This window comes from Coprococcus sp. AM100_B19A (assembly GCF_027662015.1).
Classification (GTDB): domain Bacteria; phylum Bacillota; class Clostridia; order Lachnospirales; family Lachnospiraceae; genus Allocoprococcus; species Allocoprococcus comes.
In genome coordinates this window covers 41,370-59,288 of the sequence record NZ_JAQDKN010000003.1, presented here as the reverse complement: position 1 = coordinate 59,288, position 17,919 = coordinate 41,370, and the positions used below count along the sequence as shown (strand labels likewise).

14 protein-coding genes and 1 pseudogene are annotated in these 17,919 nt (G+C 41.1%); 1 reads left to right on the top strand and 14 read right to left on the bottom strand.

Annotated elements, in window-relative coordinates; translation table 11 throughout:
• Positions 1–5 precede the first annotated feature (5 nt).
• The 5 genes from PGQ33_RS03970 to PGQ33_RS03950 form a co-directional block, all read right to left on the bottom strand.
• Entirely contained in the window at positions 6–908 is a 903-nt protein-coding gene (locus tag PGQ33_RS03970) for an ABC transporter permease (protein ID WP_270205304.1), read from the bottom strand.
• On the bottom strand, positions 908–1,819 hold the full coding sequence (locus PGQ33_RS03965; protein WP_270205303.1) for an ABC transporter ATP-binding protein: 912 nt from the start codon (positions 1,817–1,819) through the stop codon (positions 908–910). Before PGQ33_RS03965 ends, PGQ33_RS03970 begins: the two co-directional genes overlap by 1 nt.
• A 636-nt stretch (positions 1,820–2,455) precedes the next feature.
• Entirely contained in the window at positions 2,456–3,256 is an 801-nt protein-coding gene (locus PGQ33_RS03960; RefSeq protein ID WP_270205302.1) for a helix-turn-helix transcriptional regulator, read from the bottom strand.
• 351 nt (positions 3,257–3,607) lie between these two features.
• A complete protein-coding gene (locus tag PGQ33_RS03955; protein ID WP_270205301.1) occupies positions 3,608–5,005 on the bottom strand; it encodes an MFS transporter in 1,398 nt (465 codons plus the stop codon).
• Positions 5,006–5,174: 169 nt separating this feature from the next.
• Entirely contained in the window at positions 5,175–8,213 is a 3,039-nt protein-coding gene (locus PGQ33_RS03950) for a glycoside hydrolase family 2 TIM barrel-domain containing protein (protein WP_270205300.1), read from the bottom strand.
• 200 nt (positions 8,214–8,413) lie between these two features.
• Between PGQ33_RS03950 and PGQ33_RS03945 the strand changes: the two genes are divergently transcribed.
• On the top strand, positions 8,414–9,277 hold the full coding sequence (locus PGQ33_RS03945; RefSeq protein WP_055145504.1) for an AraC family transcriptional regulator: 864 nt from the start codon (positions 8,414–8,416) through the stop codon (positions 9,275–9,277).
• A 101-nt stretch (positions 9,278–9,378) separates the two neighbouring features.
• Here the strand turns inward: PGQ33_RS03945 and PGQ33_RS16950 are convergent.
• From PGQ33_RS16950 to PGQ33_RS03900, 9 genes and pseudogenes are all read right to left on the bottom strand, one after another.
• Positions 9,379–9,585 (bottom strand): annotated as a pseudogene (locus tag PGQ33_RS16950) (DUF4186 family protein); the annotation flags it as partial.
• Between the two features lie 150 nt (positions 9,586–9,735).
• Entirely contained in the window at positions 9,736–10,386 is a 651-nt protein-coding gene (locus tag PGQ33_RS03935) for a thiamine diphosphokinase (RefSeq protein ID WP_008372144.1), read from the bottom strand.
• A complete protein-coding gene (rpe, locus tag PGQ33_RS03930) occupies positions 10,379–11,041 on the bottom strand; it encodes a ribulose-phosphate 3-epimerase (RefSeq protein WP_173826088.1) in 663 nt (220 codons plus the stop codon). The genes PGQ33_RS03935 and rpe overlap by 8 nt, the downstream gene beginning before the upstream one ends.
• A 6-nt stretch (positions 11,042–11,047) precedes the next feature.
• Complete coding sequence (rsgA, locus tag PGQ33_RS03925; RefSeq protein ID WP_008372146.1) at positions 11,048–11,935, bottom strand: ribosome small subunit-dependent GTPase A; 888 nt, start codon at positions 11,933–11,935, stop codon at positions 11,048–11,050.
• Between the two features lie 12 nt (positions 11,936–11,947).
• The gene (gene pknB, locus PGQ33_RS03920) at positions 11,948–14,050 is read right to left on the bottom strand and encodes a Stk1 family PASTA domain-containing Ser/Thr kinase (protein ID WP_270205299.1); all 2,103 of its coding nucleotides are present in this window, start codon (positions 14,048–14,050) and stop codon (positions 11,948–11,950) included.
• Complete coding sequence (locus PGQ33_RS03915; protein WP_022220921.1) at positions 14,044–14,787, bottom strand: Stp1/IreP family PP2C-type Ser/Thr phosphatase; 744 nt, start codon at positions 14,785–14,787, stop codon at positions 14,044–14,046. Before PGQ33_RS03915 ends, pknB begins: the two co-directional genes overlap by 7 nt.
• Before the next feature lie 3 nt (positions 14,788–14,790).
• Positions 14,791–15,828 (bottom strand): 23S rRNA (adenine(2503)-C(2))-methyltransferase RlmN, encoded by a 1,038-nt coding sequence (gene rlmN / locus PGQ33_RS03910; RefSeq protein WP_055157425.1) that lies wholly within the window; start codon positions 15,826–15,828, stop codon positions 14,791–14,793.
• Positions 15,828–17,132 (bottom strand): 16S rRNA (cytosine(967)-C(5))-methyltransferase RsmB, encoded by a 1,305-nt coding sequence (gene rsmB / locus PGQ33_RS03905; protein WP_270205298.1) that lies wholly within the window; start codon positions 17,130–17,132, stop codon positions 15,828–15,830. The genes rlmN and rsmB overlap by 1 nt, the downstream gene beginning before the upstream one ends.
• Positions 17,119–17,829, bottom strand: a complete 711-nt coding sequence (locus PGQ33_RS03900) for a zinc metallopeptidase (protein WP_055157421.1) — start codon at positions 17,827–17,829, stop codon at positions 17,119–17,121. The genes rsmB and PGQ33_RS03900 overlap by 14 nt, the downstream gene beginning before the upstream one ends.
• Between the last annotated feature and the right edge of the window lie 90 nt (positions 17,830–17,919).

Sequence of the window (17,919 nt, the reverse complement as noted above, 5' to 3'; positions counted from 1 at the left end):
ATTTTCTATCGTCCGCCTTCACCATCTGGCAGCAATGTAACAAAATAATAAATAATTCCGAATACAGCTATACTTCCCATCATAATACCGATCATCTGATTTACACCTACCACATTTTCATGAAATACCGGATTGCAATCAAGAGTGGCTCTTATCGCTTCAACCATTTCATCCGGATAATGTTTTCTCTCCATCTCCATGAATACTCCGTGAAGCATATGATTCTTAATCAATGAAGTGGCATATGTACTCGGGAGATAAGACAGTGCCTTCTGAAGACCTGATCCAAAATTTGAAATCGGCATATAAGCACCACATATAAAACCATATCCTGCGCTGACAATTGTACCTACAGCCGAAAGCTGTCCCTGTGTTGTCAACGGAAAGCTAATGATACTTGAAAGCGTACTTCCAAACAGGACGAGCAATATCATATCAAATAAAACCCATAATACATCTACTGCATTCAGATACCATCCCATTTTAAGCAGATATCCCAGACATAATACAAACGCAAGTGTATTGACCATCAATGAATTAGCTACTGTTGACAGAAAATATCCCAAATATATTTTTCCCTTGCTGACAGGCGAAACATTAAAATCCTTCCATGTTCCATTTGCCTTGTCCTGCACCATAGTCAGATTCACACAAAATGTTACAGTGATACAGCTCACTGCCATAAGTGATGCTGTCAGTTGTGCTGCCACGGTTCCATTAATGAGCTTATCCGAAATCGTGATCATATCCGGAATCGCTGCTGTAAAAGAATCTCTGAAAACTTTTGCAAGAAACGTAGCATACAGAACAATCAGAATGACGGGGGTGATCATTGATGTAAACAACATACCTTTATCTTTAAAAAACAGTTTCCTGTTCCTGTTCATTAATGCCAATACTGTTCTCATCAATGCTCACCTCCTAGCTTTTTCCCTGTGACTGCAAGAAATACATCATCCATTCCGCCTTTTACTACTTCATAATCCCTGAATAGGTCCTGATGTTCTACAATAAGCTCCGTAGCTTCCTTCGTATTTCTTACTTTTATCTGATATCCGTCACGTATTTTTTTATATTCTCTGTTCAATGACTTTATTTCATCTTCGGAAACACCATAAACAGATACTATATCCTGTACATAATCATTTTTAAGTTCAAACGGTGTACCTTCCGCTGCGATACTTCCTTTGTCGAGAATCACAACATACCCGGCATTAGCAGCCTCTTCCATATAATGGGTGGTTAGAAATACTGTCATATTTTCATTTTTCTGAAGCTTCTCGATAACATTCCAGATTAATTGCCTTGTCTGTGGATCAAGCCCTGTTGTAGGCTCGTCAAGAATCAAAATTTCCGGTCTGTGCAATAATGCACGGGCAATATCAATTCTTCTTCTCTGACCTCCCGACAGCTTACCTACAGGTCTGTTTAAAAACTCGTCAAAATCCAGAATTTCGACCAGCTCCTGTAATCTCTTATCAAAGGCATTTCCTGTAATGCCGTACAAAGCAGCTCTGCTCTTTAGGTTTTCTTTCACCGTTAGCGGTTTATCAAGTACGCTATCCTGAAATACAACACCAAGCATCCTTTTTATCTGTGCGCCGGCTTTGTCAGTTTCTATTCCGTTTACCTGAACCGTTCCACTGTCTTTTTTCAGCAGTCCACAAAGAATAGAAATGGTTGTACTTTTCCCTGCACCGTTTACTCCTAGAAATGCAAACAATTCTCCTTTTTTCACACGAAAGCTCAAATCATTGACCGCTTTTACTTCGCCAAAGCTTTTATTCAAGTGGCTGATTTTAATGATATCTGATTCCATATCTTCTCCTTATATTTTCATTTTTCCTTAAATGCTGCAGCATATGTTGGATTTATCTTTTCTGTTAAAATCCATATATTAAAAAGTAATATGAATGCAAAAATTGTCCACGCCCCTTGGCAGTTACCATTCGGTTACTTATATTGTAGTAACCAATTGGTAACTTGTCAATCTTTTTCTAATCTTCTATCACTTCTATCGGATGAGCATCCGAAACATAAATCATCGGATCATATGAATAAAAAATATATTTTTTTCGCTTGCCGTTTTCGTTCTTCACTTGTTTTGTTATAAGCCATTATCTTTCTTCCGATCTGATTTTTGGTATAGAAATCAAATCGGAGCATGGCGGTGACCGGATATGTGGTATCCCACAATTCTCAAAAAATATCGAAAAAAAAGTGTTGCAACCAGTATGATGATTACAACACTTTGTTCATTCTTATTGTTTAATTCTTTTTGTTGGACCCATTGATGCAAATACCACTTCTCCTATTGCTCATGTCTCCCCTCAAAACATTACATTTAGAAGCATATGACATAATAATTAACCACTACCCCATATTATAAATACCACCCAGAGATACTTATTTCAGACTGATAATCAGATTTTTATTGAATTTATTAATCTATATGTTATGACAACATATCTTTCAGACATGTACTCCGGTAGTCACTCGGTGATATTTTATATCTTTCTTTAAATACTCGGTTAAATGTTCTCTGACTTTCAAATCCACTATCCAGACAAATGTTTGTAATAGAATCACTCGTATTTTCCAAACGCTGGCATGCATAGTTCAGCCTTGCATCGTTAAGATATTGATTAAAGTTTCTATGGAATGTTTTGGAAAAGAGTCTGGATAAAACATATTTGCTCACCCCCAGATCTTTTGCCATCTCTTCCAGCGAAAATTTCTTCTTAAAATTTGCTGATATATAGGAAACTGTCTGGTAAATAAGATCGTTGCTCCCCACATTACTCTTTTCTACCAAATTTAATTTTCCTATACAGCGTGCCAACACAATTTGAAGATATGCCTGTGCAACAGTAATATCCGACTGTTCTGTCTCTAAAATTGCATTTATAACCCTATATACCTCCGGTTCAACCTTTTCCGCTTTGATGATTGGGTATTCAGGAGCCATGGATTGCATGATATCTGCAAATTTGGCTATCGTAAATGGCGATGCAATCAGATAAGTCGCTTTATTTACACCGGGTTTCAGTACCTGATAGTGATGAATAACATCTGGAAATACAAAGCCTATATCTCCTTTTTCCATATGGTATAGTTCCTGTCCGACACCAAGTTCTAATGATCCACTTGTTACACAAACGATCTCCAGTGCATTATGAAGATGTGGTTCAATATGTTTTGACTTCCTATTTATTGCTATGATCTCCTCTTTTGTGTCAACATATTTTAACTGCATGAAATACTCCCCTTTGCAACATTTGTCTATATCTTCTTTCGATTTGGCAAGCAATCCTTTTACACCTATCTTATAATCAACTTGTAAATAAGGAAAGGAGGAATTGCAAATGAGCAACCTAAAAAAATATCTGAATGACCTTTTAGTATTCTACATTGAATATTTTGAGCATCCTTACCATGTATAAATACTAAAAGGACTATTTTGTGAAAACTGAATATTTTCTTAAGGCCATTTCACAAAAATGAAGTGGTCCTTTTTTATTTTCAAAATACAGTTCAATCACTTTATATATAGAAAAAAGCACTGTCTCATCGAGCAATGACCAGACAACGCTTTCTCCTGTCAATTCTAATTTATGTCTGATGCATCTGTTACTTCATCTGCAGCAATTCCTTTTTCTGCTTTCAGTTTTTTATTTGCATCTTCTACATTCATTCTTGAAAGTACAAACATAATCAATACATCAAAGATTAACGGAAGCCAAAGATACATAAACTGCATCATATCAAGTGCAGACTGCGGCTGAGTTGTATTTGTTCCGATATATCCACTGAACTCAAGCAACCATCCAACAACAGCGGTTCCAATACCTCCACCGATTTTTACGCCAAGAGAAGTACAAGAGTACATCGTTCCGTCAATTCTCTTTCCCTGTGTAAGATAAGTGTACTCAGAGCAGGATGCGATAACTGCATTCATATCTCCCTGCCATGGCCCCTGACCTAAGGCTGCAAGAGCTGTAAATGCCATCATCAGCGGAACACTGCCCATATATCCTGCAACAACAACAAGTGCTCTACCGATGACTGCTAAGACATAACCTCTTAAGTTCAGTTTATACATACCTTTCCACTTACCAACTAATGTCGGTGTGAAAATCAGGGCAATGATCAGTGGAATATTTACTGCCCATGCAAATTGTCCAAACAAATTCTTATTTTTCAGTACCCATGTCATGTAATAAATGCCAGCTCCAATCATGGCACCATATAACTGCTGTAAAATATATGTTCCACAAATCATCATGTAATATTTGTTTTTAACAAGAAGCTTGAATGCCTGTACCATTCCGTACTTTTCATTATCATTCTTTACTTCTCCTTCATTAAGTTCTTCCTCAGGAAGTTCCTTAACAGAAAGTGCTGAAATCGTATTTACGACAAGACCAATGATTGCATAGATAATAGCAACCGTTCTCCATGCTGCAGCATCTCCACCACATTTATCTACAAATCCAACTGTAATTGCCTGAATCAGAAGACTTGTTGAAAACGCAAAAATAAAACGGTAAGATCCCATCTGCACACGCTCTTTGCTGTTCTTTGTAATCAGTGACGTAAGTGCTGAATAAGCAATATTGTTTGCTGTATAAAACACACCATTTAACAGTGTGTAAGAGATAAAGAACCATGCATATTTAGCCGTTGTTCCCAAGCTGACTGGTACTGCAAAACAGCAGACCAGCGTAATGGCACAACCAATATATCCATATAGCATCCAAGGTTTCGCTTTTCCCATTTTACTGTGTGTTTTGTCAATCATTGATCCAAAAAATATATCCGTAAAACCATCAAATAGTTTTGATACGGCAATTAGGGTACCTACGACACCTGCAGCAAGTCCTACTGAGTCCGTCAAATAGACCATTATAAAAGATGTCAGGAACGCATAGACTACATTACCTGCAATATCGCCTGATCCATATCCAATTTTGTTATACCATTTCAAATACTTTTTTTCTTCCATCGAATTTCTTTGCTCCTCATCTTCATCGCACTTAGAATTTCAAGATGTCTAACAGAGTATGATGTCTAATTCTAGTTTTTTCTCTGTTTTTGTCTGATTGCTCTGTATATCCGGACTTTACATAACAATCAGACTCTCTTTCCTTGTTTACAGGTTACATGAAACTTTATTATCCCTTTATATACGGTATCAGTGTAAACTGGAACCGGAATAATACATCATCAAATCGGTACTGCTCCAATACAACTGGACCACAACTGTTAGAACCAATGCCATTTAGTGCATAGTCAACACAAAATACTACACTATCTGATTCTGTCAGTTCATAATTATGCGTTTTCTCCTCAAGTTCTTCCTGCGTATAATAAGAAGCATTGAATGAGAAGGCATTTTCCGCAGAGGCCACAATTCCATATCGGCTGTTGTTAAGCTCTACATATTCACAATCATAATGGCTTCCATTTTCCTGTGGGCGAATATAATCCTCATGCAAATCATCTACATTTGCCCGATACAAACCGTGGCTCGCAGCCTGATGTTTGTCACAATAGCTTTCCTGTGGTCCCATTCCAAAGTATCGTGCAGCTGAAAGTTTTTTATCCAGGAACATCCTCACACCAAATCTTGGCAGGTCCGGAAATTCATCATCTTTTGTTACTGCAATATCTGCATCAATCTTTCCAGCAGCTTCTATTTTCCATGTGATCGTCACATCAAGAATCTTCTGTACTGTCTCTGCCACAACGGATGCATGGCTTGTAATTTTCACACCATGCTTTCCCTGCACGACCTCTGTCGTGTAAGCTCTTGTATAAGCTTTATCATAATGGGCTTTCTTCCATTCAGACTTGATGTACATATCATTATCTGTTGGTGCCCTCCAGATATTTAATTCCATCGGGTGGTTCAGATATTCCCGACCTGCGAATTTCATCTCTGTAAAAAGTGCAGTCCGTCGGTCGATTGTATATGCGAATTCACGGCCTTTGATATGAATCTGGGTATCATCTTCACTCACCTGTAATTCAGAATCCGTCACTGTTTTTTCAACCCATTTTTCTGCTAACTGGCATTTGGCATCCTTCTGGCTTACTTCGATCTCATCAAATCCAAGGATATAATCCTCTTCCAGCAGAGGCATTTCTTTTTTCAGGTGATAAGTGAGTTTTAAATAGCATTTTCCATTTTCCGGAACGTTGACCTGCAGGTTTGTTTTTCCTTCACTATGTGGTACCACAGATACTTCATCAAGTTTTCCTTTCCCAATCAAAAGTCCATCCTGTGTCAATTCATAGCTGATTTTCACATAATCTTTCAGATTATCAAAATCCATGTAGTTATGAAGCACCAGTTCTCCGCTTTCTTTGTCATAGGAAATAACCCTTGCCGGGCGATAAACATTCTTGTATTCCAAAAGTCCTGTATGTACCGTTCTGTCCGGATATACTAATCCATCCATACAGAAGTTGCCATCATGAATTTCTTCGCCATGGTCGCCCCCATAAGCATATATAGTCTTTCCATTCTCAGCAGTTCCATGAGCAATCGCATGGTCACACCATTCCCAGACAAAGCCGCCGCACATTTTATCATTATCCTGAATCATCTGGAAGTAATCTTCAAAGTCTCCAGGTCCGTTTCCCATACTGTGACAGTACTCTACCAAAAGGAAGGGTTTGCTTCCATCTTTATCCAGATATTCCTGAATTTCGGAAAGCGCCGGATACATCCGGCTGTACACATCCAGATTGCTGTAATCATATGTTTCATCATAATTACGGTATCTTGCACTCTCATATTGTGTGATGCGGTCTGGATCAAAATTCTTTGTCCATTCCAGTGCTTTTTCAAAGTTGCAGCCATAAGCACTCTCATTTCCCATTGACCACATAACAATACAGAAACGGTTTTTGTCACGTTCCACCATGAGTTTTACGCGATCAACGATTGCCTCTTCCCATGCCGGATCATCTGCAATCATCTCATTCCATCGTTTGAACCGATTGTAATCGGTGTCTTCTTTTCTGTAGATCATAAATGGACCATGAGCTTCAATATCTGCTTCATCTATTACCATGAATCCATACTTGTCACACATTTCATAGAAAAATGGTGCGTTCGGATAGTGGCTGGAACGGATCGCATTAAAATTATGCTGCTTCATTAACGTAAGATCGGTTGTAATCTGTTCCGGATTGATTGTAAATCCAGTAACCGGATCAGAATCATGTCGATTGACACCACGGAATTTAATCTTCTGTCCATTTAAATAAATAACCTGGTCTTTAATCTCTATCTTTCTTAATGCAATGTGATCTACAATTACTTCATTCTCTGTTTCAAGAATCAGTTTATATAGATATGGATTTTCTGTATTCCAAAGTTCCGGACTTGCGATTTCTAATACAGCTGTTCCTTCTTCAGCAATACTTCCTAGTGCTACGACTGCTCCGTTTCTATCTTCAATCGAAATTTTTACATTTAACGGAGAGTAGAATTTCATTTCAATTTCTACTTTCGCAAGCATATCCTCAATTCTTGTTTTAATATGATAATCACTGATTGCCTGTTTTGGGCGTTTCAAAATGTACACATCCCGGAAAATACCACTCATACGGAATTTGTCCTGATCTTCCAAATAGGAACCATCACACCACTTCATGACCAGAACCGCTATGCTGTTCTCTCCGTCCCGAAGGAGGTCGGTGATATCAAACTCACTGGTCATATGAGAAACCTGGCTATACCCTACATAAGAGCCATTGATCCATACATAAAAGCAACTGTCTACTCCTTCAAAATTCAAGAAAGCTTTTGGTGCATTTTCATCTTTGTGATAAACAAAGGTATGTGCATATGTTCCACATGGAATATCCTGTGGTACATACGGTGGATCAAATGGGAACGGATACCTGATGTTTGTATACTGATGTGTGTCATATCCTGCCATCTGCCATACACTCGGAACCTGAATCTCATCAAAATTTTCTGTATCATAATCTTTCTCAAAGAAGGATTCCTGAACATCATAGATACTGTTAAAATACTGGAACTTCCAAGTTCCGTTCAATAACTGCATTCGGTCTGACTCTTCCCTGTGCTCCACCAGGTTATCCATTCTTTTGGATGCCGGAATAAAATAGGCTCTGGCTGGCATTGTATTTTCATGCAGTACGCTTAAATCCTCATAATAACGTGGTACAATCATAAATAACTCTCCTTTAATACATATACATTTTTTTGCACTTTGTTTTTCCACAGCAAACCTTGTCTTTTACTTTTATGTTTACTCTTCTCTGTTTTGCTATATATATCTTATCCTAATCTGCAAAACATGTCTATGAATTGGATTAGACAAAATATGCACTAAATGATACAATAACAAAAAAGGAAAAGAGGTGCTACCATATGTATATGAATACCGGTTATTTAAACCACTCCCATATGGATTTCAAAGACAAAAGTCGCCCACTGGTTGTAGGAAGTTGCGGTACTTACCGCCTTTCCAGCCATCCAAAGTTACCAACCTACCGTCCAAGGGGACGCCTGGATTATCAGATTATCTATATCACTGCTGGTTGTGGGCATTTTCATTTTGACAATATGGATAACGAAACGATTGTCCCCGCCGGTAATATTGTACTGTACAGACCGAAGGAACTTCAGAAATATGAATATTATGGAAAAGATAAGACAGAAGTATACTGGATTCATTTTACAGGCAACAATGTAAAAAATATCCTACGGCAATATGGATTCCCGGATAAAGAGCGTGTATTTCAGGTCGGAACCTCTATGGAATACGAACAGATTTTCAAGCGTATTATCATCGAACTTCAGCGTTGCCAAGATAATTATGAGGAAATGCTTGTCCTTCTGCTCCGTCATCTTCTTATCATCTTTCATCGGGAACTGACCAGGGAACATATCTCGAAAAATGAATACCTGGATCACGAGATGGATAACGCAGTTACCTTTTTCAGTGAAAATTATAACCAGAATATTAGCATAGATGATTATGCTGCCTCACGTGGAATGAGTGTCAGCTGGTTTATCCGAAACTTCAAAAAATACACAGGTTCTACACCAATGCAGTTTATTGTGGGAATCCGAATTAACAATGCCCAGATGTTACTTGAAACAACAACCTATTCCATCAATGAAATTTCTAAAATCGTCGGGTATGATAATCAGCTTTATTTCAGCCGGCTTTTCCACAAGCTGAAAGGATATTCCCCAAGAGAGTACCGAAAGATAAGAAACAAGTTCTAAAATCCACAATATCATAAATCCAGTTTCCCCTCCAAAAGAGGATGCCACGGAATCATCAAATCAACGATTCCATGGCATCCTCTTCTCTCTTTTTGCTATTCTTATTTTACAAACTCAACCGAATAATAATACATATAGATAAATTCATGTTCTGAAAAGCAACCTGCTGTTGACATACCCTGTTTATGAAAGCTGCGAATTGCCTTCTTATTAAGATGACGCTCCATAAGAACCTGACTTAGTTCCTTGCCCGACCGCATTTTATGCCACTTTCGGATGCACTCCCTGCAGCATGTTGCCGGATTGTGTCCAACCCTTTTTTCAGATTCGTGATTTTTTCAAAATCCGGCTTTATAATCAAAAAAGTACTCATCTCAGACACCTAGTACCTTTTACGCAAAAAAACCAGATACCATTTTCGAATGATATCTGGCTTTTCTCTTCTTATACATCTCTTATCAGTCTTTCGTTTCCATAATAACAATCCGACCATTTACAAAACTGATCTTCACTTCATCATCCACAAACTGGTTGCTCACCGTCAGACTGTCGCACGGCATCAGATCATGATGATTGAGCGGCCATTTCGTACCCTCCAAACTGAAATCATAAATCTCGCCTTCCAAAGAAAATACAGAAAGATATGGTCCGTATGCTTCTGACTTTTTCAGCACACAGGATTTATTCGTTACCCAGATTTTATTTTTCTCATCCAGAATGCAGGCATTTACTCCGGCATCACATGCCACACTAAGTGTCTGGACATTCGCCCACAAATGATCGATTCTTCCACCGGTTGCCCCAAGAAGGATCATCTCTTTGCTTCCCAGTGTAATTCCCAGCCGAAGAGCAATCTCTGTATCCGTCGCATCCTTAACCGGATTATATTCCCGGATCGGAATATTCGTCTCCTTGCGATAGTAATCAATCACCTTTGGATCAATACTGTCAAAATCCCCAACAATATACTGAGGCTCAATCTTATGGTTATACAGATACTCAAGCCCCTTATCTACTGCGATAATATAAGCCTCCGGATTTGCTTCAAGAACCTTCTCTGCAAATCCCTCATCAAGCATTCCCCCACTGATAATGACTGTCTTACTCATAATTCTTTAAAATCTCCATCAATTCTCTTGTGTTTTCTCCTGCATTCCCTTTGAATACAGCTGATCCCGCAACAATCACATTTGCTCCCGCATCCAGTGCCTCTTTCACATTGAATGCATAAATTCCTCCGTCAACCTGAATATCAGTCTCAAGTCCACGTTCATTCAGCATTGCCCTAAGTGTTCTGACCTTATCCAGCGTCTCAGAAATCAGCTTTTGTCCGCCAAATCCCGGATGGACTGTCATCACAAGGAACATATCCACTTCACCAAGGAATTCCTTCAGGACCTCCACCGGTGTATCCGGTGAAATTGCCAGTCCTGTCTTCATGCCACACGCTTTGATCTTGTCCAGAGTCGCACGTATATCCTTGCATGCTTCATAATGTACAGTAAGAATATCCGCTCCTGCCTCTGCAAATGCTTCCACATAACGGATTGGTTCCGTAATCATCAGATGCGTATCTATCACCTGCTTTACCGCCGGTTTGATTGATGCAAGCACAGGCATTCCAAAAGAAATACTCGGTACAAACACGCCATCCATCACATCAAAATGTAAATATACCGCTCCATTTTCCTCTGTCTGGCGGATACCTTCTTCCAGATTACAAAAATCTGCCGATAAAATAGATGGTGATAATTTATATTCCATTTTAGTTTAGTACCTCCTTTTTTCCTTCTGTTCCAGTTCCCGATACATCTCACAATAATCTTCATACCGCACCGGATGCACTTTTCCCTCTTCCAGAGCCTCTTTTACCAGACACCCCGGTTCACTGATGTGATTACACCCCTGAAACCTGCAGCCTCCCTGATACTGATCAAACTCCGGAAAATAATATTTCAATTCTTCCTTGCCAAAATCATTGGTATACAGTGACGAAAATCCCGGTGTATCCATGATATAGGAATCCTCGTCGATCGGGATCAGTTCTGAATGGCGGGTAGTATGTTTTCCCCGCTCGATCTTTCTGCTGATACTTCCTGTCTCCATATTGACATTTTCCTGAAGACAGTTGATCAGAGAGGATTTTCCAACTCCTGAAGGTCCAGCAACAGTTGTTGTCTTTCCTTTTAGTGCCTCTTTAATCTCCAGAATATTTTCTCCTTCTCTGGCACTTGCAAAGATCACACGGTACCCACAAGCCTCATAAGTCTTCTCCAGAGACTCAATTTCCGGCTCATCTGCAATATCCTTCTTGTTGAAACAGATAATAACCGGAATCTCCTGCCGCTCCATCATAACCAGAAACCTGTCCAGCAGATTAAAATGCGGATCCGGCTTCTTCACTGCAAATACAACCAGTGCCTGATCAATATTTGCCACTGCCGGTCTGATCAGTTCATTCTTCCTTGGAAGGATCCGGATGATATTACCGGTCTTCTCTTCTGCATCTAAGATCTCATATTCTACCAGATCTCCGACCAGTGGTTTAATCTTCTCCTTACGGAAAATTCCTTTTGCTTTACATTCATAAATGACAGATTCTACTACGTCATAAACGTAGTAGAATCCTGCAATCCCTTTTATAATTCTTCCCTGCATAAAACAGTCCTTTTAATTTCCTGTATTGTTGCCGTTATTTGAGTTGTTACCGGAATTATTGCTGCCCGAATTGTTACTGTCGGATCCACTGCTTGCCTGTGAGCCATTGCTTACATACAGTGTGATCGCAGTTCCTACATCTACCGATGTACCTTCTCCCGGATCAACTTTTACAACTTTTCCAGATGGTTCTGCACTGTCAATATCAACTTCTGTATAAGTCAGATTTCTGGCATTCAGTGCTGAAATCGCATCTCCAAGTGTCTTTCCTGTCAGAGTTGGTACCTTCACCTGATCTGCAGGCTTTGGTCCTTTGCTGACAACATAACTCACACTTGTTCCTTCAGCCACCTTCGTTCCGGCATCTGTGCTCTGACGGATAATCATACCTTCTGCATAATCATCTGAATATTCTTCACTGCTCGTTCCGCCATCGGACAGTCTGCTTGCACTCAGTGTAGATACCGCATCATTTACATACATTCCCACAATTGGCGGAACTGACACCTTATCCGGCTGTTTTTCACCTTTACTGATATACAGTGTGATTTTAGAGTCAGCAGATACCTCTGTTCCCTCTGCCGGATCAGTCCTTGTTGCTTTTCCACTTTCAACATCACTGCTGTATTCACTGGTAACAGTAATGTTCTTGCTCGTAAAGCCCTGTTTGATCAGTGCTTTCTTGGCTGCATCTTCATTCATTCCCTCTACACTCTGGATCATGATCTTTTCCGGTCCTGAACTTATTACAACCTTGATCACCGTATTTTTCTTGACTTTCTTTCCTGCTTTTGTCTTCTGCTCAATAATCGTACCTGTTGCCTTATCTGATGCTTTCTCGGATTCTACTTCCAGCTTCAGCTGCTTCTTTTCGCACATCGTCTCTGCAACATTCTGCGGCTGTCCAACCAGATTTGGCACTTCAATCTCATTGGAAACTGAAATCTGACTGTCTGAACGCTTACCGAACACACCTGCTGCTTTGCCGATCAGGAAAATCAGCGCAAATGCAACGATCACTGCAACTGCAGCCATGAGGATCTTCATCATCTTGTTCATCTTCGGATCTACGCCATTTTTACTGTTACCGCGTCTGCCCCCGTTATAATTATCCTCTTCGTCATCCTCATCATAGTCATCATTTTCGTCATATTCTTCATCGTCATAGCCATCATCATACTCTTCGTCATCATAACCATCGCCCTGACGCTTTTTCATACGTGCCATCCGCTCCGGCGAGATCATCACCGTATCTCCCATACTCCGGATCGGAACCATATCTACAAATTCGCCACTCGGATCGACCAACGCCCTCTTCAAATCCTGGATCAGTTCTCCGGCACTCTGGTAACGTCTTTCCGCGCTCTTCTGTGTACACTTGAGAATAATCTTCTCCAGCGCCGGATATAAATCCGGTGCATACTCAGAAGGCGGGGTAATATTCTCCTGTAAATGCTTCATTGCAACCGAAACAGTAGAATCGCCATCGAAAGGAACCCTTCCGGTCACCATCTCATACATGGTGATACCTGCAGAATAGATATCACTCTTCTCATCACAATAGCCACCCCGTGCCTGCTCCGGAGATACATAGTGTACCGATCCCATTGCACTGGTGCTGACTGTCTGCGATGTTGTCGCCTTTGCAATACCAAAATCCGTAACCTTTACCTTTCCTTCTTTGGAAATGATAATATTCTGCGGTTTGATATCTCTGTGTATGATGTGATGATTGTGAGCTGCCTCAATACCGGTACACATCTGAATTGCAATACTGATCGCTTCCTTGGAAGAAAGCTTTCCTTTTTTATGCACATATTCTTTCAGAGTGATTCCTTCTACCAGCTCCATGACCATATAATAGAGTCCTCGATCCTCCCCTACATCATATACATTGACAATATTCGGGTTCAGAAGCCCTGCTGCTGCCTGTGCTTCTGACCGGAATTTCTTTACAAAGTTTTCATCTTCCCTGTATTCTTTTTTCAGGACTTTCACTGCGACATATCTGTTCAGCATACAGTCCTTCGCCTTATATACATCCGCCATTCCACCGGCTCCGATCTTGCTCAGAACCTGATAACGGCCACTTAAATAAATCCCGTCTTTTACCATATACTCACCTCATCAGAAAACGGTTCTGCAAGAACAACACTGATATTGTCATTGCCCCCGTTCTCATTCGCCCGGTCAATCAGATTCTGACCGGCTTCTACGATATCTCTTGCCCCTTTAACTATCGCAAAAATTTCTTCATCCTCTATCATATTACTGAGTCCATCGGAACACATCAGGATGATATCTCCCTTTTTGAGGCTGAATTCATAAAAATCCACCTCTACATCCTCTTTTACTCCAATTGCTCTGGTAATGATATTCTTATCCGGATGATGTCTTGCCTCTTCCTCATTGATTCCTCCCAGACGAACCATCTCTTCTACCAGGGAATGGTCTCTGGAAAGCTGCCTGATATCCTTATTCAGCAGATACAGACGGCTGTCACCTACATTTATAAAATAAAGTGTATGATCGATCACAGTTGCCGCAACCAGAGTGGTTCCCATCCCCTCCAGATTAATGTCTTCATCTGCTTTCTCGATCAGCTTGTGGTTCGCTGTCTGAGCCGCATCTTTTAAAATCTCTTCCGGCCCATCCTTTAATGTATGCTTCAGTTCTTCTTTCAGAACTTCCACCGTATATTTTGACGCAAAATCGCCTGCCTTGTGTCCACCCATTCCATCGGCTACTACCAGAAGATTCGGCAGCGTACCTAATGACTCATCTGTGGCAAACACGTAATCCTGGTTCATTTCACGTTTTCTTCCAACATCTGTCATAGAAAATATTTTCATATTTTATACTCCTTGCATCGTCTTGCGCCGTAACTGTCCACAGGCTCCGTCTATATCTGAGCCCATTTCTCTTCTTATAGTAACATTTATCCCGTTTTTTTCAAGTTTATTTTTGAAATTCTCGGCACTTTTTTTGTCCGGTTTTTCGTAGTTTCTCTCCTTGATCGGGTTCACCGGAATCAGGTTTAAATGGCAGTTTCTGTCTTTTAAGATTCCCATCAGCTCTTTTGCATCCTCCGGTGTATCGTTTACGCCGTGAACCAGGCTGTACTCAAAAGTGATCCTCCGTCCGGTTTTTTCAAAATAATAATCACACGCTTCCAGAACCTCATGAAGCTCGTATTTATTTGCCACCGGCATCAGCGATCTTCTCTTTTCCTGGTTGGAACCGTGCAGGGAAAGTGCCAGCGTGATCTGCAGCTTTTCTTCTGCAAGTCTCCGGATGTTCGGTACAATTCCACAGGTAGACGCCGTGATATTTCTCTGGCTGATATTGAGCCCGTGCTCATCACTGACCATGTGAATGAATTTCAGAAAATTGTCATAATTATCCAGCGGTTCTCCAGTTCCCATGATCACAATATTAGAAACTCTCTCGCCAGTGATCTTCTGGATCTGGTAAACCTGTCTTAACATCTCTGACGGTGTCAGGTTTCGTTCCAGCCCGTCCAGTGTTGATGCACAGAAACGGCATCCCATCCGGCAGCCAACCTGCGAGGAAATACATACCGAATTGCCATGTTTATATTTCATCAGAACACTTTCTACCATATTCCCGTCTTTCAGGCAAAACAGGAATTTATTGGTCCCGTCAATCTTTGAAATCTGTCTTTTTTCCATTTCGACTCTTCGTATTTCGTATGCTGCTTCCAGTTTCTGGCGTAAAGTTTTTGGAAGATTGGTCATTTCTTCAAAATCATCCACCAGCTTTTCATGGATCCAGGAATAAATCTGTCGACTGCGGAATCCTTTTTCTCCAATCGCCAGCATTTCTTCCTGTAACTCTTCAAATGAATACGAAGCGATATCTTTTTTTTCCATTATCTGCCCCTCCGGATAAATTTAGCAATATAGAAACCATCGGTTATATCAGACGGGAAAATCTGTTTCTCCCATTCCAGGTCAAATTCCGGATGTTTTTCGGCAAACCATCCGGCGTTTTCCTCGTTCTCTGTCCTGCTGATCGTACAGGTGCTGTACATCAGTGTTCCCTCCGGCTTCACATATCGGCAAACCGCATCCAGGATCTCTCTCTGAAGTGCTGCAACTTCAGTCTCCGTCTCCGGGTTCATCTTATACTTCAGATCGGTCTTCTTCGCAAGAACACCAAGGCCGGAACACGGAAGATCCGCAATCAGAACATCTGCTTTTTCCTCAGAGTCCGCATCGAAGCAGGTTGCATCCTGCTGTACTGCACGGATATTTTCAAATCCCATCCGTGAAATATTTTCCCGAATCAGCTCTACCTTCATCTCTGTCAGATCCCTTGCCTCTACCATACCTGTCCCATTCAGGACCTGTGCCGCATGGAGCGCTTTTCCTCCCGGTGCCGCGCACACATCCAGTATGTAATCTCCTTCTTTGATTCCTGCCTGTTCTGCTACCATGATCGAAGCTGCATCCTGTACCTGGAATTTTCCTTCCCGGAACGCCGGGATTGCTGCCAGATAATCATAGCCTGAGATCAGAAGCGCAGACGCAAGAAGCGGATGTTCTTTTACCTGAATGCCTTCTCCTGTCAGCTCTCTGATCAGCTCTTCTTTGCTGGTTGCATTTCCATTGATCCGGATTGTTGTTGCACGTTCTTTATAAAAACCTTTCAGGATGTATTTCGTCTTCTCTTCTCCATAATCTCTCACCCACATACGGATGATCCATTGTGGCATGGAATACTTTATTGAGAGAAATTCTTCTGTATTCTCCGGATACGCAATCTTATCAATGTTTCGCGCGATATTTCTAAGTACCCCATTTACAAATCCCCGCAGGTTCTTAAAGCCTTTCCGGATAGCAAGGTTGACTGCTTCATTGCATGCTGCCGAATCCGGAACCTGATCCATGTATTTGATCTGATAGACCGCACAGCGCAGGATATTGCGGATCACCGGTTTCATTTTTTCTGTCTTTACTTTTGAAAACTGGTTGATAATATAGTCCAGTTCTATCCTCCGCTCTGTTGTCCCTTCTGCAAGCCTGGTCAGAAATGCACGGTCCTGCTTGGACAGATACTGATATTTTTCCAGCACCTGTCTGAGCACGATATGACTTTTCTCTCCACGCTCGATTTCCAGCAGGATCATCAGTGCAAGTTCTCTTGTACCTACTCCCTGGTTATTCGTCGTCATTTCTTCTTCCTCCTGTCAGGATCAGTATTCTTAAAAGCTGCAGAAGTGCAGATGCTGCACTCGCCACATAGGTAAGCGCTGCCGCTGTAAGAACACTTCTCGCCTCACGTACTTCTGATTCATATAGCATGCCTGAACTTTTCAGGATTTTAAGTGCTCTTCCCGATGCATTAAACTCTACCGGAAGCGTGATGATCTGGAACAGCACTGCCAATGAAAACATCAGGATTCCAAGATTGATAAACAATGTAGACATTTCTCCTCTGATAAATAATCCCATTATGATCAGCGGCCATGAAATCCCGGATCCAAAATTCGCCACCGGAACAAGTGCTCCGCGTATTGTCAGCGGTACATAATGCCTTGCATGCTGGATCGCGTGTCCACATTCATGTGCTGCAACTCCAAGTGCCGCAACCGATGTCGAACCGTAAGTGGAATCCGAAAGCCGCAGTACATGGTTCGCCGGATCGTAATGATCGGTCAGTTTTCCACTTACTCTCATCACCTGTACATCATAAATCCCTTCCATCCTGAGGATCTGCTCCGCTGCCATCGCACCGGTGATCCCGGCGTGGTTGCGGACCTGATCGTACCTGGCGTAGGTGGAATTCACTTTGGCGGATGCAAGGGCGCAGATGATGACGCCGATGATGACAAGGAAATAAGTTGGATCAAAATAATATGGGTAGTACATGTTTGCCTCCTTGTTGAATAAGGGTCCGCCCGGAAGCGAAAGATATTCGCACGCAGGCCCGCTCGCGCTTAGTCCGGAAACGTAGCGGTA